Consider the following 19,794-nt stretch of genomic DNA (forward strand, 5'->3'; position numbering starts at 1 on the left):
TCAATATGTGGAAAAAGGTGGCGAACAATTATTGGCGCCATCAATTTTTGGTTTTCTTTTTTAGGAATGAATTAAAATGATTTAAGCGTATGAAAACGGTAATATTGGTAAGGCACGGAAAATCGTCTTGGGAATATAATGTTTCGGACAGGGATAGGCCATTGATGGAAAGAGGTATTAAGGATGTAAATAAGGTGGCAAAGGAATTTTCATCAAATTTGATACATATTGATGCAGCTTATTCCAGTCCCGCCAATAGGGCTTTGCACACGGCAATGATTTTTTTAAGAGCCATAAACTTTCCATTTACAAAATTTGAACTGTCCAATGAACTTTATGATTTTTCGGGTGAGGATGTATACCGTTTTATAAAGGGATTGAACAATGACAAGGATACGGTAGTTATTTTTGGACATAACGAAGCCTTTACACATATTGCCAATTCTCTAGGAAACATGTATATTGACAATGTGCCCACTAGTGGATTGGTACAATTAAAATTTGACACAAACGATTGGAGTGCCGTAACAAAAGGAATTACCGCACAGACACTTTTTCCAAAACAATTATAAGAATGATCAAGAGTAAAAATCAATATATAAATAGAGAAATTAGTTGGTTAAGTTTTAATGAGAGGGTTTTACAGGAAAGTGCGGACAAGAATGTTCCTTTAATAGAGCGACTCCGATTTTTAGGGATATTTTCCAATAATTTGGACGAATTTTTTAAGGTGAGGTATGCAACCGTTAAAAGAATTGTAGAAGCAGGTAGAACCGGGAAAAGTGTTTTGGGAGGGGAAACAGCAAAGGATCTTCTTGAAGAAATTACCGAAATTGTTATTAAGCAGCAGACCAAAAGCTTAAAAATACTTAGCGATATTGAAAAGGAATTGGAAACCCAGAATATTTTTTTGATCAATGAGAAAAAAATAACGGAGTCCCAATGTGCCTTTATTAAAAATTATTTTATTGAAAAGGTCAGTCCGGTTTTAATGACCATAATTTTGAACGATTTGGCCGGCTTCCCAATGCTGAAAGATACAGCGGCCTATTTGGCGGTAAAATTGATATTAAAGAAACAGCCCGATAGCAAATCCAACTTTAAAGAAAAGCGATATGCTCTTATAGAAATACCTAAAGGTATAGATCGTTTTGTGGTTTTGCCCAAGGAGGGCGATAAAAATTATATCATTATTCTCGATGATCTTATCAGGTATTGCCTGGGGAGTATTTTTAATATGTTCGACTATGAATCCATATCGGCCCATATGATCAAAATTACCCGTGATGCCGAGCTGGATATGGACAATGACCTGAGCAAGAGTTTTATTGAAAAAATATCATCAAGTGTAGAGCATCGAAAAATAAGTGATCCCGTACGTTTTGTGTACGATAAAAGTATTGGTAAGGATACGCTCGATTTCCTAAAGGACAAAATGGACATTGAGGATACGGACAGTGTAATTCCGGGAGGTAGATATCACAATAGGCGAGACTATATGGGCTTTCCAAGTTTGGGAAGAAATGATCTAATGTACGATAAGATATCCCCATTGCCCATAAAGGGAATTTCATTGGAAGGCAGCCTTTTTGAGCGGATTGCCGAAAAGGATTTCCTGCAGTATACCCCATACCAGACTTTTTCTTATATCATTAAGTTTTTAAGGGAAGCTGCTCTAGATCCCAAGGTGAGAAATATCAAGATTACAGTCTATAGATTGGCCGATAACTCCCAGGTGGCGGCATCCTTGATCAATGCAGTAAAAAATGGAAAACACGTTACGGTGCAGATAGAACTGCAGGCAAGGTTCGATGAGCAGGCCAATATTGAGTATGCTGAACAATTACAGGCAGAAGGGGTGAAACTTATATTCGGTGTCCGTGGTTTAAAAGTGCATAGCAAAATATGTCTTGTAGAACGGGAAGAAGGAGCGCATATTAAACGCTATGGGTTTATTAGCACAGGAAATTTCAATGAATCAACGGCCCGTATCTATACCGATTATACCTTGTTCACGGCACATGATGGGGTATTGAAGGAATTGAACAAAGTTTTCGATTTCTTTGAGACTACCTATAAGATCAATAAATACAAACATCTGATAGTTTCTCCCCACTACACCAAAAATGTGTTCAAGAAGTTGATCGATAGGGAAATTCAAAATGCCAAAGCTGGCAAAGAAGCCTATATTAAGATAAAAATGAACAGCTTTACCTCCTATAAAATGGTAGATAAACTGTATGAGGCCAGCAGGGCGGGTGTAAAAATTCAGCTTATTATCAGGGGTATTTGTTGTTTGGTGCCAGGTGTTAAGGGGATGAGTGAGAATATAGAGGCCATTAGTATTGTGGACAAATTTTTGGAGCATCCTAGGGTCTTCATTTTTGGAAACGATGGTAATTCCAAAGTGTATATATCCTCGGCCGATTGGATGACCAGAAATTTAGATTATCGTGTAGAAGTTGGTGTGCCAATTTATGATGCTGACGTTAAACAGGAACTTCTGGATACTTTCGATATTTCTTGGAGGGATAACGTAAAAGCCAGGATGTTTTCTGAACGGCACGATAATGCCTACAGAAAGAACAATAATCCCAAAGTGCGTTCACAATTCGCCACCTATGATTATTACCTTAACAAATTGAATTCCTAAATAAAGAACAGCAACTTTGAAAGTAAGGAAATACGCTGCCATAGATATTGGCTCCAACGCTATACGTTTACTTACCCATAACGTAATTGAAGAAGAGGGGAAAGATACCCTATTTAGAAAAAGCGCCTTGGTCCGATTGCCCATAAGGCTTGGGGAGGATGTGTTTAAAAATGGGACTATTTCCAAGCGCAATGAAGAGCGTTTGTTGAATGCTATGAAGGCTTTTCAGCTCTTGATGGAAGTGCATGGTGTGGAAAAATATATGGCCTGTGCTACATCGGCTATGAGGGAGGCAGATAATGGGCAGCAGGTCATTGATAATATCTTAGAGGCTTCAGGAGTACATATTCAATTGATTGACGGGGAAAGGGAGGCTTCCATTATAGCCTCTACAGACCTTAAGAATTTGATAAGAAAGGATGAAACTTATCTTTATATAGATGTGGGCGGTGGTAGTACTGAGTTCACGGTCTTTTCCGAAGGGAAAATAAAAATTTCTGAATCCTTTAAGATTGGAACCGTTCGGCTACTGAATGGTATGGTAGATGATACTAAGTGGAACGATCTGGAGTTTTGGCTGAAGAAACACGTTAAGGGGCTGCCCAATCTATCGATCATTGGTTCTGGGGGAAATATTAATAAACTACATAAAATGTCGGGCCGAAAGGAAGGGGAGTCCTTGTCCTATATTTGGTTACGGGCTCAATATCATTTCTTGGCAAGCCTAACTTTTGAGGAAAGGGTCTCAGAATTGGGACTAAATCCTGATAGGGCCGACGTAATTATTCCTGCAACCCAAATTTTTGTCTCTTCGGCAAAGTGGATAGGAGCCAAAAAAATTCATGTACCCAAAATAGGTTTGTCGGACGGGATTATTAAAACCCTGTACTATACCAAAGACTAAGGAATTCTGGTACCGAAGCCGGATATATTGGTCTTTTTTCGATGAAAGGTAATTTAGCCGTGCACGGTTTCGGTATTGCCCAAATCCTTCATGATGGATGCTTCGTAAGTTAGTAGAGCGTCCCATTTCTTGTCTACCTCCTTGCGGTCTCCATACTTGCGGGCGAAGTTTAAAAACATGGTGTAATGACCTGCCTCACTGATCATGAGTTTATGGTAAAAATCTGCCAGCTCTTTATCCTGTAATTGTTCGGATAACAATCTAAAACGCTCACAGCTACGGGCTTCGATTAATGCGGCGTATAATAAACGGTGCACCAACTGCGTGGTTCTGCTGCCTCCTTTTGGAAAAAACTTCAATAATGCTATCACATAGTCGTCCTTTCTGTCCCTCCCCAATGTTTTGCCACGGGCCAATATACGGTCGTGTACCATTTTAAAATGTCCCATTTCCTCTCTGGACAAGGCTATCATTTCTTGGGTAAGTTCCGTGTATTCGGGAAAACTCACAATTAAGGAAATGGCTGTGCTAGCTGCCTTTTGCTCGCAATAGGCATGATCTGTTAAAATTTCATCTATATTCTTTTCAACAATGTTGACCCATCTAGGGTCTGTGGGTAACTTTAAACCTAACATAGCACAATTTTCTATTTCAAAAATAGAAAGAATACCATAAACCGCGGTAATTAATGCTGATATAGTTTTATATTTAAGCCTTCTTTGTAGGCAAGGTGCAATAATTTGGATTGCTCATCGGCTTACTATATGTTTTATTAAAATTTATGGTTTAACACGGGATAAATATATTGTAATATGTTATTTGAAAATATCGGTGCCCAACTTCTCAAAATTTTAGAGGATAATGTGGATAATGAAAATAAGCAATGGTTGTTGTCTAAAATTGAAGGCATTGTGGAATCGGAGTCCACAAAGGATCTATATCTAACCTATAGTTTGGTGCCCACAAAAATTAGATCGGAAAAGGATTTGTCACTTGCATTGGATGATAAGGAATTAAAGGCTTATTTGGAAATTCAACATGCAGACCTTCAGCAAATAGGTAGAATTTACTTGCTTTACAAGGTGTTGGAAGCCAAGGAAGATTTTTTTAAGGCCAAGGTGGCCAATATTATTGAAGTGGCGGATAAGAGTGAACTGGAAACCTTCCTTAAATTTTTGGTGTTGTTGCCCCACCCCGAAAACTATAGGGTACAGGCTGTTGAGGCACTTAGGACCAATATCTCTACCGTTTTTGATGCAATTGCCTTGAACAACCCTTACCCAGCACTTTATTTTAATGAACAGCAGTGGAACCAAATGTACCTTAAGGCGGCTTTTATGCAGCAAAACCTTAATGAAATTGTACAGGTGGAAAAAAGAGGAAACAAGGAACTTGCTAGAATTATTTCCGATTACGCCCACGAACGTTGGGCTGCATCAAGGGAAATAGACCCCTGTTTTTGGAGGCCAGTGAGTAATTTTATGAACGAAAAACTCTTAAAGGATATGAAGCGACTTTTTTCCAGCGATAATACTGCTGAGAGAAAAGCGGCCGCTCTCTGTTGTTACCACTCCAATTCAAGTGAAGCCAAGGAATTGTTGGCAGGATTTCCCGACCTTATAAAAGGAATTGAAAATGGAAGTATTACTTGGCAGAACATTAAAGAATAGTGTTACTTTTAAAATTAGGAGCGGCTCAGTATTGATACTGGGCCGCTTTTTTTGTGGGATTTAAGAAGGCTTATTTCTTCAATGAGTTGATCCATCATACAATTTTAAGGGCTCTATCATTAGGGACATGGGGTACAGGTGCCATTGGTATTTGGTTTTCCTGCTTCTAATAGCTAACCACTTTTCATAACATAAGCACTCACTTTAATTCAGATAACTGTGACATGTTCATTTCCATTTCAAAAGGCCCAACTTGGAATAGGGTAATGTTGGTCCATGGTCGTATTTTTTTACTGGTTTATATAAAATTCTTTTCAAATGATTTAAATTGCTGCATTATTGTAAAGAATTCTACGTTTTAGGCAAAAAAAGTATTTATAATAGTATAATTTGTTTTTGGTTGAGGTGTTTTTTCAGATTTGAAGGTTACAGTTGAATCTACATTTGCGACACCTTATTCAATGATAGTATTTAATTAATTGATTTTTATGGATAATATTTTAAAGTTGGCAATGGGACTTATCCTAGTTTGTATTCTAGGCTCCTGTACCTCCAAGGAAACCAAATTATTGGTGTTTAGTAAAACGGAAGGGTTTAGGCATGGTTCTATTGAGAAAGGTGTGGAAGCAATGAAGGTAATGGGCGATCAAAATGGTTTTATAGTGGAGGCGACCGAAGATGCAACCTATTTTACAGAGGAAATATTAAAGGAATATTCGGCAGTTATATTTTTAAATACTACCGGGGATGTTTTAAACGATGTACAACAGGCCGATTTTGAAAGGTACATTCAAGCTGGAGGGGGATTTTTGGGAATCCATGCCGCGACCGATACGGAATACGGCTGGCCTTGGTACAATAAATTAGTGGGTGCCTATTTTAAGAATCATCCCAAAATTCAGGAGGCAAGGTTGAATATAGTGGATAAAAGCCACCTGGCTACCAAAACTATGTCTGATAATTGGATGAAGACGGACGAATGGTATAATTTTAAGGATATCAACCCGGCGATAAAAGTGTTGATAGAAATAGACGAGACAAGTTATGAGGGAGGGGAAAATGGGGAGCACCATCCCATATCCTGGTATCACGAATATGACGGAGGAAGATCTTTTTATACGGAAATGGGGCATGACGATGCGACCTTCGAAAACCCTGATTTTTTAAATCATGTATTGGGTGGTATTAATTATGCAATTGGGGATAAAGCTTTGGATTACAGTAAGTCAAAAACCGAACGGATACCTGAGGAAAACAGATACGTTCGCAAGGTGCTCGATTTTAATCTGAACGAACCAATGGAATTGGAAGAGCTGCCCGGTAGGGGGATTTTGTTCGTGGAACGAAGGGGGGCTTTGAAGCTCTATGATTTTAAGGAGGAAAAAACAAAACAAATAGCACAGCTTAACTTGTTTTATGGCAATGAGGATGGATTGTTGGGTATAGCGGTGGATCCCAATTATCAAAAAAATAATTGGATCTATTTATTTTACTCTGCCCCAGGTGAAATATCGGAGCAACGCATTTCAAGATTTACCTTGGTAGGTGATTCCTTGGATTTTGCTTCTGAAAAAAACCTATTGACTATTCCAACATTGCGTAAATGCTGCCATAGTGGAGGGGCGTTGGAATTTGGTCCGGATGGCAATTTATTTATTGGCTTGGGCGACAACACCAATCCTTTTGAATCTTCTGGTTACGCACCAATAGATGAAAGAGAGGGTAGAGCCCTATGGGATGCCCAAAAATCAGCAGCCAATGCCAATGACCTAAGAGGGAAGATTTTGAGAATTAAACCAGAGGACGACGGCACCTATTCCATTCCCGAAGGAAATCTGTTCCCGGTGGGTACTCCTAACACTAGGCCGGAAATATATGTGATGGGTTGTCGTAACCCCTTTAGATTTTCTGTAGATAGTGAAACGGGGTATTTATATTGGGGAGATGTTGGTCCGGATGCCGGGAAGGGCGACCCCAATAGGGGACCTCATGGAATGGGCGAATTTGACCAGGCTAGAAAAGCGGGGAATTGGGGATGGCCTTATACACGGGGCAATAATCAGGCTTATAATGATTATGATTTTACAACCGAAACTCCAGGGGAAAAATTTAACCCTGCCAAATTAATTAATGATTCTCCCAATAATACAGGTATCAAAGAGCTTCCGCCCGCACAGGAATCATTGATATGGTTTTCCTATAGTGCTTCGGAAGAATTTCCTTGGTTGGGCTCTGGAGGGGTAAACCCAATGGCGGGCCCAATTTATCATGCTTCCAATTATCCCAATGCTGCCAACAAATTTCCGGAATATTTTGAGGATAAGATTTTGTTGTATGAATGGATGAGGGATTGGATCTATGTGGTAACATTGGATGAAGATCACAATTATGTAAAGGCGGATCCTTTTATGCCCAGTGATGAGTTTTCCCACCCAATGGATATGCTTTTTGCCTCCGATGGCAACCTATATGTACTTGAATATGGACAAAAGTGGAATTCCCAAAATATGGATGCACGCTTAAACAGGATTAGCTATGTTAGTGGAAATCGCAAGCCAGTTTCCCGAATTATCTCTGATAAAATGGTTGGTTCCCAACCCTTTACTGTAAATTTTTCCGGTGCTGAATCTGAAGATTTTGATAAGGATAAATTGCGTTATGAGTGGTATTTTAATTCTGATGAAGTACAGGATACGGCTATGGAGCCGAGTTTTACGTTCAATGAACCTGGGAATTATACGGTTCGTTTAAAGGTGACCGATGACGCTGGAAACTCGGATATAGCCACCCAGAAGATATTGGTGGGCAACGATATTCCCGAAATAAAAATTGAATTGGATACCAAGAACAGAACTTATTGGGATGGACATAAAGTGGCCTATAAGGTTGTCGTAACAGATAAACAGGATGGCAGTACCCTTGAGGGTACCATAGACCCCAAGGATGTTAAAGTTACTTTTGATTATATACCGGAAGGTGAGGATATGGTAAAGGCTACCATTGGTCATCAACAGAATACCATTCCGGAAGGCAAATTGATTATGGACGATACGGACTGTAAGGCATGCCATGCCGTAAATATTAAGGTTAATGGGCCATCTTACGAGGAAATTGCAGCACGCTATTCAGCTAAGGACAAAAATTATTTGATAGATAAGATCATTAAGGGTGGTTCCGGGGTTTGGGGAGAAGGTATGATGTCTGCCCATCCTCAACTTAAGGTTTCCGAAGTGGATAAAATAGTAGATTATATTCTTTCTTTAAATTCTGATAAAGGAAAAGATGAAAATCTATTGGATGTACTAGGTGAAGTTAATTTCAATGCACATCAGGCAAAAGATAGTCAAGGCAAGTATGTATTAATGGCTTCTTATACGGATAAAGGCAGCAAGGACCAACCAGAATCTTCACTATCGGTCAGGGATCAAATTATATTTAAATTCCCAAAGTATGAAGGAACCAAAGCCGATGAAAAAAGTGGGGGATTGAGTAATTGGGAGGTGGAAGGAGACCAGGTAGTTGGCTCCATTAAAAATGATTCCTATTTAAAATTCAACGATATTGGCTTGGAGGGGCTAAAAAATATTGAGCTGTTTATGTATTATGGGGCCGATTATCCGTATGAGGGTAAAGTGGAAATTAGAGAGAATAGTCCTAATGGAACACTGATCGGGGAAAGCTCCCTGAAATATTTTAACAAAGAAAAAGGAGCCAAGAAGAACTATCTTATCCCGGTAAAGCCTACCAAGGATTTTGATGCCCTATATCTTGTTTTCAAAGGTTCGGGAGACAAGGAGCAAATAATAGCCAATTTTAACGCTATGGTATTGAAATATTGATCGGGTCAAGGTTATGGATAAGAATTGGATTCCTTAGGCACTGGGTTAAGGTTGTAGGTTCCTTTTATTGTTAAAACACTTTTAAAATGGGCCAATTATAATCGCTATGACCCATTAATTAATTAACTTTATCGGTTGGAGTTGCCATCAGAATAGGGAATTTGCCGTAATTGGAACACGATCCAGAAGGCTGTTAAAACATTTGAATAGTAGAAGCGTTAATCAATTAAAGTATATAATATTATTATGGAAGAGAAAATGATGATTATAGACCCCCATGTACACATGACCTCTAGGACAACCGATGATTATGAGGCAATGGCAGCGGCGGGCGTAGTGGCTATTATAGAGCCTTCATTTTGGTTGGGGCAACCGCGTACACAGGTAGGATCTTTTCAAGATTATTATAGCAGCCTTGTGGGCTGGGAACCTTTTAGGGCCAGTCAGTTTGGGATACATCATTATTGCACTATTGGATTAAATTCCAAGGAGGCCAATAATGAAGCGCTGGCGGAACAGGTAATAGAATTATTGCCCTTGTACGTACATAAGGAAAATGTGGTAGCCATTGGTGAAATTGGTTACGACGATCAGACCCCGGCCGAGGATAAATATTTTAGAATGCAGTTGGAATTGGCCAAAGAATTGAATATTCCGGTACAGATACATACCCCGCATAGGGATAAAAAGTCGGGAACCTTAAAAAGTATGGAGGTCTGTTTGGAACATGGTCTGGATCCGGGTATGGTCGTTATCGATCACAATAACGAGGAAACTGTTAAGGATGTATTGGATCGTGGTTTTTGGGCTGCATTTACAATTTATCCAAAAACCAAAATGGGGAATGAAAGAATGGTGGAAGTAGTGAGAAATTTTGGAAGCGATCGCATTATTGTGGACAGTTCTGCGGACTGGGGTGTTAGTGATCCCTTGGCAGTGCCAAAAACAGCCTCATTGATGCTGAAAAGGGGAATAGCTAAATCGGATGTGGTTAAAACCTGTTACCAGAATGCATTGGATATTTTTGGTAAAAATGGTAAAATGAAAGAATCCGATTGGTTGAATCCAAAAGGCATCAATCAAACCAAATTATATAACGATAATAGTGTTTTGCGAGGGCAAGAGCCTAAGGTTGATGCGGATGCGGATAAAATAGTATAATGAATCCTGTATTGAAAGGATATTTAAGGCTCGCGAGACCTGCAAATTTACCTACAGCTGCAGCCGATGTATTGGCAGGTGTGGCTATTTCCGGGGTATTCATAGGTGTTTTTATTGATAAGGCATGGAATACGTCCATGTTGTGGGATATTCTTTTGTTGGTATTCTCCTCCGTATTTCTATATGCCGCAGGTGTGGTTCTCAATGACTTCTTTGATCATAAATTGGACAAAACGGAGCGGCCGGAAAGACCCATTCCTTCCGGATTGGTTTCTGTTCGATCTGCCGCAATCTTTGGAGGAGTTTTAATGAATTTAGGGGTTCTATTTTCATTTTTGGTGGGCACTGTAAGTGGAATGGTTGCCATTACACTAGGGCTTTCCATTCTTTTGTACGATGCCTTGGGAAAACACCATTCCTTTTTTGGTCCACTTAACATGGGAGTTTGTAGAGGTTTAAACTTACTTTTAGGGATAACCATTTTAAGCGATTTTAGCAATTGGGGGTATTTTATTTTCCCTGTTTTATATATAGCGGCCATAACCCTTATAAGTAGGGGCGAGGTACATGGGGATAATAAGAACCACATTATTTTTGCAGGGGCGTTGTACAGTATTGTAATTTTGGGAATAGTTGTTCTTTTTGCAACTTCCGGCCTTAATTTATTGGAGTCAGTTCCATTTTTACTACTGTTCGCTTTTTTAGTATTTAGACCTTTGTTGAAGGCATATTCGGAAAATTCGCCCAAGAATATAAAAAAGGCGGTAATGGCCGGAGTCATATCGATCATTGTTTTGGACGCATCTTTGGCCGTAGGATTTTCCCATTGGTGGGTAGGGTTGATTATACTATTGCTATTGCCCTTATCTGTTTTTTTATCAAAACTGTTCGCAGTTACCTAAAGTTTTAAAGTATGTCACATTATAAACCAATAGAGCAATCCTTTAAAGTAGCTTATGAGTATAAGCTACATTTCACGGAACATATTTTTAGTATGGATAACCCCTTGTTCAAAGATATTATTCAAGGGTATAACAGTAAGGGGGACGTAAAAGTACTTTTTGTAATAGACAGCGGTGTACTAACCTGCCATCCAAATTTAAGTAAGGATATTACCTCCTATTGTACCCGGAATAATTCGGTGATCCATCTAACGGAACAAATGGTGATTACGGGCGGGGAACAGTGTAAAAATGATTACCACCATGTAGAGCGGATATTAAATGCCGTAAATGATAATAGGATTTGTAGACACTCGTTTGTTGTTGCTATTGGAGGAGGTGCCATCATTGATATGGTGGGATATGCTGCCGCAATAGCCCATAGGGGGGTTAAGTTGATAAGGATTCCTACCACAGTGCTGTCCCAGAACGATTCGGCCGTAGGGGTGAAGAATAGTTTTAATATATTAGGGAAAAAGAATTTTCTAGGGACTTTTGCTCCCGCTTATGCCATAATAAACGACAGTAATTTTTTAACCACTTTGGAGCAGCGCGATTGGATTTCCGGTATAGCGGAAGCGGTAAAAGTGGCGTTGATTAAGGATGCGGTATTCTTTGATTTTATTGAGGAGAACAGTACACTGCTTCGGGCACGTGATATGGAGTCCATGGAGTACTTAATTTATCGCTGTGCAGAGATGCATATGGAGCATATTGCCCAAGGGGGCGATCCATTTGAGAGCGGTTCTTCCAGACCTTTGGATTTTGGTCATTGGGCAGCCCATAAATTGGAGTATATGACCAATTATCAACTGAGACATGGTGAGGCTGTTGCCATTGGTATGGCCTTGGATTTGGTGTATGCCCATTTTATTGGATTGATCGGTAAGGAGACACTGGACCGAATTTTAAAAGTTCTGGAACAAATTGGCTTCGATTTGCATATCCCTTTGCAGAAGGATGGTGATTTGGACGATCTGTTAAATGGCATACAGGAATTCAGGGAGCATTTGGGCGGGGAACTTACCATTACCTTGATATCCAAAATAGGTGCCAAACACGATGTTCATGAAATTGATATTTCCACCATGGGGAAAGCAATTGTATGGCTAAACGAAATGTACAAACCTAAAGTATCCAATACCGCATGTTAATACAAAATAAATATCATCTTAGTTATTGTAGTAATATTCATCCTGGTGAAGATTGGGAGCAGACCTATGATAGTCTAAAAACATATCTTCCTAAAATAAAGAAGGAAGTATCTCCAGAATCTCCTTTTGGCATTGGACTTCGTTTGTCCAATGTAGCAAGTTTGGGACTTAATGAAGGTAGTAATTTGAAGGATTTTAAGGATTGGTTGGACCAAAATCAATTCTATGTTTTTACCATGAACGGCTTCCCTTATGGAAATTTTCATAACGAAAGGGTAAAAGATATGGTACATGCCCCGGATTGGACTACCAAAGAAAGATTGGATTATACCAAGCGACTTTTTGATCAATTGGCTTTTTTGATTCCTGAAGGTATTTCAGGAGGAATTTCTACCTCACCTGTTAGTTATAGGCACTGGCATACTTCAGATAAAGCTTTGGAAAAGGCCTTTGCAACGGGAGCCGAAAGTATGTCGGAGATTGTGTTACAGTTGGTGGAAATTGAAAGCAAAACCGGTAAGTATCTTCATATGGATATTGAGCCGGAACCGGATGGGATGATAGAGAACAGCGATGAGGTGCTTCACTTTTACGATACTTATCTGCTTCCCTTAGCAACCCAAAAATTGATCACAGTTCTTCGGTGCAGCGAGGAAAAGGCCAAAAATTTAATTCTAAGGCATATAAGCGTTTGTTATGATGTGTGCCATTTTTCACTAGCCTATGAGGAACCGGAACATACTTTGGCAAAATTTAAGAAAGCTGGAATAAGGGTTGGTAAAATACAAGTAAGTTCTGCTCTTAAGATTCTTTTCAAAGAGGGCGATAATGAGGCTATATGGCACTCGCTTAGTCAGTTTAACGAACCCACTTACTTGCATCAGGTCACCGAAAAGATAGGTGACAAAGTAGTTACCTATAAGGATCTGCCCGAAGTTTTGGAGCATCGCTCCAATACCAAAGAGCTAAGGTCCCATTTTCATGTACCCATTTTTTTGGAAAAGTACGACGATTTATTTTCTACCCAGGACCAAATACTCAAGGTGTTGGAATATCTAAGGGAAGATCAATTTTCGGATCAATTGGAGATTGAGACCTATACTTGGGATGTTTTGCCCAAAGATCTTAAAACCGAACTGTCCAATTGCATTGTTCGTGAAATTGAATGGTTAAAGAGTAAAATTTAAGGAATGAGGAAAACCGTAGTGCTAAACGTTGTAGGATTAACACGGGGATTGATAGGGGAGCATACGCCCTTTATTAAATCTTTTATGGAGAGAGGAGCTTCGGCAACTATTACACCACAATTGCCTGCAGTGACCTGTGCAGTTCAAGCCACCTATTTAACGGGCAAAACGCCATCTGAACATGGTATAGTTGGTAATGGTTGGTATTTTAAGGAAGAGCATGAGGTTAAGTTTTGGCGTCAATCCAATAGTCTTATCCAATCTGAAAAAATATGGGACAAACTTAAAAAGCTTGATAGCAATTTTAGTTGTGCCAATATGTTCTGGTGGTACAATATGTATTCCAATGCGGATTACAGTGTTACCCCAAGACCAAATTATTTGGCGGATGGAAGGAAGATACCTGATGTGTATTCCTATCCGGCGGAACTTCGGGACCATTTACAAAATGAATTGGGAACATTTCCGCTATTCCACTTTTGGGGACCAAAAACCTCTATAAAATCCAGTCAGTGGATTGCTGATGCAAGTCTAAAAACGGATGTGCTACATGATCCGACCCTTACTTTGGTCTACCTACCGCATTTGGACTACAATATGCAACGCTACGGGACCGATTTAAACAAAATTTCAAAGGACCTAAGGGAGATAGATGATGTAGTTAAGCAATTGGTGGAATATTATGAAACCAAATCGGCCCATATTATTATACTTTCAGAATACGGGATAACCAATGTAAACAATCCTATTCATTTAAACAGAAAACTGAGGCAGGAGGGCTTACTTGGCATACGAGTGGAAAGGGGACTGGAATTATTGGATGCTGGAGCCAGTAGGGCGTTTGCCGTTGCAGACCATCAGTTGGCCCATGTGTATGTAAGGGATAAGGAGGATTTTGATAAGGTCAAGGCCATTTTAAAGGGCTTAAAGGGGGTTGAGCAAGTGCTTTCTGGAAGCGAAATCAAGGAGCTGCATTTGGATCATGAACGTTGTGGAGATTTAGTGGTAATTGCGGATAAGGATTCGTGGTTTACCTATTACTTCTGGCTGGATGATAACAAGGCACCTGACTATGCTAGGATGGTGGACATTCACAAAAAGCCCGGATACGATCCAGTAGAGATGCTTACCGATCCGAAGGATAAATTCTTGATGCCAAAGGTTATTTGGAAGTTGTTGAAAAAGAAATTGGGTTTCAGAACGGTAATGGATATTATTCCACTGGACGCTACATTGGTTAAAGGATCACATGGTAGGATGCCCGAGGATTCCAAAGATCATCCAATATTGATAACCAACAAAAAAAGTGATTCGTTAAAGGACAATGTGTTGGCAACGGAGGTGTACGGTATTATAGAAAACCATCTTATTAATTCATAACATGCGACTTTTTTCCAAGATATTTTCGGGAGTATTCACCATATTGTTTGTTTGGGCGGCATTGCTCCAATATAACGATCCAGATGCCTTTATGTGGTACATTATCTACGGAATTGCCGCTGGGGCATCCTTTTTATTTTTCCTTGGCAAGCTAAATTTATTGATACCGGTGGTGCTATCGTTTGCCTACTTGATAGCGGCGTGGATTTTTTGGCCGGATCATTTTGAAGGAGTTTCAATAGGCAGTGGAAATATAGATAATATAGAACATGCCAGGGAGTCCTTGGGGCTTATAATCAATGCCTTGGTAATGTTGTTTTATGCTTGGAGGGTTAAGGTTGTAAGGGCGCTAAATATCTAAATCGAACTCTTTTCTCAAAAGGTCGATAGCTGGATTCTTCTCCCTTAATTTCATGTATTTTTCTTCCGGGGTAAATGCAAATTTCTTGGCAGTGGCCTCGTTTACCGTTATTCGCAGTTGAATAAAGTGGTTGTTCAGTTTTAGTTTTAAATACTCCATCAGGTCGTACTTTTCCCGCTCGATTTCCTTTTTCATGGTACCATTGGGCAATTCAATCCAAATGGTAAAATTGTCGGTAAGCTTGGGAACATCCGAATGCAGATTGGATGCCAAAATTTTACGTCCATCATTATCCAAAATATCAACGAAATCTGCCCAATGTTTTTGCATTTCTTCCTCGGTAAAATTGGCTTTTGGAAGGTTGCTTTCGTCAATAACGTCCTCTTTTTTGTTCAGTTGATGTTCCTTTTTGGCCTTTAAGCTAGAAAGCGAAAGACCAGAAACCCTCCTTTCGGTAGATTTTATGTTGATTTTGGTTCTGGGGGCAGGATTGGACTCTTGGGCAACATTTACGGATCCACTCCCGTCACTTTTGTGTGTCTTTGTGGAAGTATGTGAAGGGGAAGCTTGGCTCTGGGAGGCTTGTTCCTCTTCAACGACATTTTGGGTACTGGGAACTTCGGTATGGACGGTTTTTGCTTCCGATTCGTTGGCCTTGGCTTCTTTCTCTAAAGAGGAGGGCCGACTTACCTTATAAAAGGAAGCGGGGATTATAAAATCTGGTTTGTTACGACCATTCCCTAAGGATTCAGACTTTTTTTTTTCTCCATCAAAATCGATAGAGGCTAATTTCATTAAGGTCAGTTCAACAAGAAGACGTTGGTTTTTACTGGACTTGTAATTTATGTCGCAGTCGTTGGCCAAATCGATTGCCGATAGTAAAAAGCTACTGGATGTTTTTTTGGATTGCTCGCTATAGTGTTTTTTTGCCTCCTCCCCAACTTCCAGGAGTTCAATAGTGTTTGGGTGTAGGCATACCATTAAATCCCTAAAGTGTGAAGCCAGACCACTTATAAAATGGTGTCCGTCAAATCCCCTGGCCAAGGTTTCATTAAAAAGAATCAATAGACCTGGAATATCATGCTTTAGAATAAGATCTGTAGCAGCGAAATAGGTGTCGTAGTCCAGTACGTTCAAATTCTCGGTAACGGCCTTTCTGGTCAATTTTTTGCCCGAGTAACTTACTACCCTGTCAAATATAGATAGGGCATCGCGCATGGCGCCATCAGCTTTTTGGGCTATGATATGAAGCGCATCGTCTTCAGCTTCTATTTCTTGGTTCTCGGCAATATATTTAAGGTATTCGGCGGCATCTTTAACGGTGATGCGCTTAAAATCAAATATCTGGCAGCGAGATAGAATTGTAGGGATAATTTTATGCTTTTCCGTCGTAGCCAAAATAAAAATGGCATGGGCCGGCGGTTCCTCAAGTGTCTTTAGGAAAGCATTGAAGGCGGCCTGTGACAGCATGTGCACCTCGTCAATTATGTATACCTTATATTTCCCGACCTGGGGGGGTATGCGCACCTGACTGGTGAGTTCCCTTATGTCATCTACGGAATTATTGGATGCGGCATCAAGTTCAAAGATGTTAAAGGCAAAGTCCTCATCGTCGTCCGTCCTACCATCCTGATTGATCTGCTTCGCCAAAATACGCGCACAAGTTGTCTTTCCTACGCCTCTGGGACCTGTAAACAAAAGTGCCTGAGCTAGGTGGTCATTGTCTATGGCATTGGTCAAGGTATTGGTAATAGCCTGTTGTCCAACTACATCCTTAAATGTTTGGGGCCTATATTTTCGGGCGGATACTATAAAAGGTTCCAAGGCTATTGACTTATATACGGTGCAAAAATAATACGCCGATGGGTGAAGTACAAATATAAAAATAGCATTGCATTAAAGGGGCTATTTAACTTTCTTTAGTATTTTATTTATCAACAATTCAATTACCTTTGTATCAGCAGGTCGCCTTATCGCTCCCCGCGTTCCGCGGGGGGAGGAAAGTCCGGACACCATAGTGCAGTATAGCGGGTAACGCCCGTCCATCGAGAGATGAGGACAAGTGCAACAGAAAGTATGTACAGGTAATGCTGTAGTGAAACCAGGTAAACTCTATACGGTGCAACGTCATGTAAATCAGTGATTGAGGGCTGCACGCCCGAGCTGAAGGGTAGGCGGTTGGAGCCAAAGGGCAACTTTTGGCCTAGATAAATGATAGGGAGGCCTTGAAGTAATTCAAGGCTAACAGAATCCGGCTTATGACCTGCTTTTTTTAATGAGACAGCATTTGCATAGCAAATGCGTAGTCGAATTAATGCCGCCGCAGGGCGGTATCTTTTTGATGACCGCTGACAAAGGAAGATTATGTCAGTTAATGCCGCCGCAGGGCGGTATCTTCCTGATGAATGCTGCCATTGGAAGATTCTTTTGATAAATACTGCCGCAGGCACTATACTTTCATTATTCTTTAGTCCATTCAAAAAAACTGAAAACACTACCACCATACTTTCTTTGGTTGGTGAAATGCTCCAATTTTGAAAGATCGGTATGTTTGGAATGCTCAATGATCAAAACACCATTCTCTAGAAGTAGCTGTTTTTCAAATACCAGTTGGGGAATGGTAGCAAATTCTTCAGGGGATAGATCATAGGGGGGATCGGCAAAAATAATATGTGCTTTTACAGGGTTGGTCTGCAAGTATTGAAAAACATCTTTCTTAATGGTCACTATAGGGAAGTCCATCTCCGTAGATGTTGCTGTAATAAACTTAATGCATCCATAGTCTGCATCCACGGCGGTTATATTTTCCGAACCTCTGGATGCAAATTCGTAACTGATGTTTCCCGTACCGGCAAATAGATCCAATACGCTTACCTCGCTAAAGTGGTATTGGTTATTGAGTATGTTGAAAAGGGCCTCTTTAGCCATATCGGTTGTGGGGCGGACCGGGAGCTTTTTGGGAGCTGTAAGTCTTTGGCCTTTGTTTTTACCAGATATAATACGCATTAAAGAGTGTTTAGTAGTGTAAAATCTATAGTCTCCTTATCCGATCCCCCAAAATGATGAAATGAGGTGTTGGAGGGGATAAAAATGGAAATATCCCTTATATATTGATGGCACATAGTGTAAAGTTCATCGCCTTCCTCAATAGAACCAAAAAGTTTGAGCTTAGTGGTTTCCGTATCCAGTTTCAATTGTTCCAAAGTAAATAATAGATAGTAAATAAAATCCTCCTTGGTAGCAAAACTGAAGTTATTGTACAGAATCAACTTTTTATTTGAAATTACGGCGATGTCCATATGTCCCTCTATGAGGTGTACATAGCAAATGGGTTCGTTTTGGTTGCCATGGTGGTTTGTCAAGGTTTGGATCATGATCGTTCCATGGTGCATAAATTCAAATTCGCCGAAAAGGTCGTAGATATAATTGTTTATATTCATAAAAGGAACATAAACGTTTACCATGTCCAGACTTTTAATTTCATCGTATTCCAGATGGTCGTTTGCTAAGATTTTGGCATTGAATTTTAGGTAGTTGGCCAGTTCATTTTCATTGAAAAGAGCCCGTGGGACCAAGCTGAAAAGATTGTTCCTGTGTATTGCAACGACTTCTGAAAACTTTACATCCCTTATTCTGTTTTTTTCAAAAAGCTGCTTTATTTCCTTTTGAACGGCATATGGGGTAAGCTCATTTTCAAACACCATCCTTTCAGAAGCAAGAATGGTATTGGAAAGTGTGTCCACGACACAAAAAGAAAGTCCATTCAAGCTAACTTGAATGGACAATTTATGATATTCCGATTTAGAATTTTCTAAAACGCTATTGGTCGTTTCGTTTGTCATATATAGATGGCCAATTTCCACTGGTGCTTACCTCGGTCAAAGATCCAACCTTAATTACATTTCCATTTACCTCATCTACATTGATTTGGGTATTCTCCCTTGCCAACAAAGCTTTGGGTTGGTCATGTAAAACAACGTCCTTGCTCACTTTTACTTCAAAAACTGGAGCTTTGTATCCGCTTTTTTCGATGATGGTCGACTTCATTTCAAATTTTTCGCCATTAGGAGCGTAAGGTACATTCATCATGGTCTTAAAGCGATCGTCTTTTTTGAATAAGGAATCCTTAACGGAAACAGTACCAAGTGTATCAATTATTTTAACTTCCTTCAACATATCGATACCAAAATTCTTGTCGTACTCCAAATAAGAGGAATCTCTCTGCTGGGTAATGGTATATTTACCGGTGTCGACAAAACTTACTAGGGACTCAAAATCCTTGGCATATCTACCATTTACAGTTTTATAGGCTTCTTGGGAATTTCTAATATCCTTTAGATTGGCTATTACCTTAGCAAAGCGTTCTTGCTTGACTTTCTTAAATTCAATTGGGCCGTTCACAGAATTATATATCATATAACCCAACACGATAGCTGCTATCCAAAGGAAAATTTGTAAAATGGTCTTCATTTTGTAAGTGTTATTTTATTTAGTGGTTGTCACAAATCTACAATTTTTTTTTAATGGTAAAAGTATTTGACCTT

The 19,794-nt window shown here is 39.8% G+C and carries 16 protein-coding genes and 1 other RNA gene; 12 read left to right on the forward strand and 5 right to left on the reverse strand.

The genetic code is table 11. The features are described from left to right. The first annotated feature begins 89 nt into the window (after positions 1-89). Genes BUA60_RS13345 through BUA60_RS13355 form a run of 3 tightly spaced genes read left to right on the forward strand, consistent with a single transcriptional unit; the run spans position 90 to position 3,557 of the window. Positions 90-572 carry a SixA phosphatase family protein gene (locus BUA60_RS13345; protein WP_072862423.1) on the forward strand — a complete coding sequence of 161 codons (483 nt, stop codon included), beginning with the start codon at positions 90-92 and terminating at the stop codon, positions 570-572. A 2-nt stretch (positions 573-574) separates the two neighbouring features. Continuing rightward, on the forward strand, positions 575-2,653 hold the full coding sequence (gene ppk1 / locus BUA60_RS13350) for a polyphosphate kinase 1 (protein WP_072862425.1): 2,079 nt from the start codon (positions 575-577) through the stop codon (positions 2,651-2,653). A gap of 16 nt (positions 2,654-2,669) precedes the next feature. After that, positions 2,670-3,557, forward strand: a complete 888-nt coding sequence (locus tag BUA60_RS13355) for a Ppx/GppA phosphatase family protein (RefSeq protein ID WP_072862426.1) — start codon at positions 2,670-2,672, stop codon at positions 3,555-3,557. Between the two features lie 53 nt (positions 3,558-3,610). Here the strand turns inward: BUA60_RS13355 and miaE are convergent, their stop codons facing one another. Beyond that, complete coding sequence (gene miaE / locus BUA60_RS13360) at positions 3,611-4,192, reverse strand: MiaE family protein (RefSeq protein WP_072862427.1); 582 nt, start codon at positions 4,190-4,192, stop codon at positions 3,611-3,613. 177 nt (positions 4,193-4,369) lie between these two features. Between miaE and BUA60_RS13365 the strand changes: the two genes are divergently transcribed. The 8 genes from BUA60_RS13365 to BUA60_RS13400 all read left to right on the forward strand — a co-directional run bounded on the left by BUA60_RS13365 (position 4,370) and on the right by BUA60_RS13400 (position 15,250). Further along, entirely contained in the window at positions 4,370-5,227 is an 858-nt protein-coding gene (locus BUA60_RS13365) for an EboA domain-containing protein (RefSeq protein WP_072862428.1), read from the forward strand. A 488-nt stretch (positions 5,228-5,715) separates the two neighbouring features. After that, complete coding sequence (locus BUA60_RS13370; RefSeq protein WP_072862430.1) at positions 5,716-9,066, forward strand: ThuA domain-containing protein; 3,351 nt, start codon at positions 5,716-5,718, stop codon at positions 9,064-9,066. Positions 9,067-9,312: 246 nt separating this feature from the next. Continuing rightward, positions 9,313-10,227, forward strand: a complete 915-nt coding sequence (locus BUA60_RS13375) for a TatD family hydrolase (RefSeq protein ID WP_072862432.1) — start codon at positions 9,313-9,315, stop codon at positions 10,225-10,227. Then, on the forward strand, positions 10,227-11,129 hold the full coding sequence (gene eboC / locus BUA60_RS13380; RefSeq protein WP_072862433.1) for a UbiA-like protein EboC: 903 nt from the start codon (positions 10,227-10,229) through the stop codon (positions 11,127-11,129). Before BUA60_RS13375 ends, eboC begins: the two co-directional genes overlap by 1 nt. An 11-nt stretch (positions 11,130-11,140) precedes the next feature. Further along, complete coding sequence (locus BUA60_RS13385) at positions 11,141-12,322, forward strand: 3-dehydroquinate synthase (protein WP_072862435.1); 1,182 nt, start codon at positions 11,141-11,143, stop codon at positions 12,320-12,322. Continuing rightward, positions 12,316-13,509, forward strand: a complete 1,194-nt coding sequence (eboE, locus tag BUA60_RS13390; protein ID WP_072862437.1) for a metabolite traffic protein EboE — start codon at positions 12,316-12,318, stop codon at positions 13,507-13,509. The genes BUA60_RS13385 and eboE overlap by 7 nt, the downstream gene beginning before the upstream one ends. A 3-nt stretch (positions 13,510-13,512) precedes the next feature. Beyond that, entirely contained in the window at positions 13,513-14,889 is a 1,377-nt protein-coding gene (locus tag BUA60_RS13395; RefSeq protein ID WP_072862439.1) for an alkaline phosphatase family protein, read from the forward strand. Between the two features lies 1 nt (position 14,890). Beyond that, the gene (locus tag BUA60_RS13400) at positions 14,891-15,250 is read left to right on the forward strand and encodes a transmembrane 220 family protein (protein ID WP_072862441.1); all 360 of its coding nucleotides are present in this window, start codon (positions 14,891-14,893) and stop codon (positions 15,248-15,250) included. Here the strand turns inward: BUA60_RS13400 and BUA60_RS13405 are convergent. Next, positions 15,239-17,074, reverse strand: coding sequence for a DNA polymerase III subunit gamma/tau (locus BUA60_RS13405; RefSeq protein WP_072862443.1), 1,836 nt, complete (start codon positions 17,072-17,074; stop codon positions 15,239-15,241). The two genes, BUA60_RS13400 and BUA60_RS13405, sit on opposite strands and share 12 nt — an antisense overlap. A 133-nt stretch (positions 17,075-17,207) precedes the next feature. Here BUA60_RS13405 and rnpB point away from each other — a divergent pair. Next, positions 17,208-17,524: RNase P RNA component class A (rnpB, locus tag BUA60_RS13410), an RNA gene on the forward strand. Between the two features lie 186 nt (positions 17,525-17,710). On the opposite strand, the gene BUA60_RS13415 is transcribed toward rnpB, so the two are convergent. Genes BUA60_RS13415 through BUA60_RS13425 form a run of 3 tightly spaced genes read right to left on the reverse strand, consistent with a single transcriptional unit; the run spans position 17,711 to position 19,720 of the window. Next, positions 17,711-18,256 (reverse strand): RsmD family RNA methyltransferase, encoded by a 546-nt coding sequence (locus BUA60_RS13415; RefSeq protein ID WP_072862445.1) that lies wholly within the window; start codon positions 18,254-18,256, stop codon positions 17,711-17,713. After that, a complete protein-coding gene (locus tag BUA60_RS13420; RefSeq protein ID WP_072862447.1) occupies positions 18,256-19,092 on the reverse strand; it encodes a DUF3822 family protein in 837 nt (278 codons plus the stop codon). Before BUA60_RS13420 ends, BUA60_RS13415 begins: the two co-directional genes overlap by 1 nt. After that, entirely contained in the window at positions 19,070-19,720 is a 651-nt protein-coding gene (locus tag BUA60_RS13425) for a hypothetical protein (protein WP_072862449.1), read from the reverse strand. The genes BUA60_RS13420 and BUA60_RS13425 overlap by 23 nt, the downstream gene beginning before the upstream one ends. Positions 19,721-19,794 lie beyond the last annotated feature (74 nt).

Source organism: Arenibacter palladensis (genome assembly GCF_900129275.1).
Lineage (GTDB): Bacteria > Bacteroidota > Bacteroidia > Flavobacteriales > Flavobacteriaceae > Arenibacter > Arenibacter palladensis.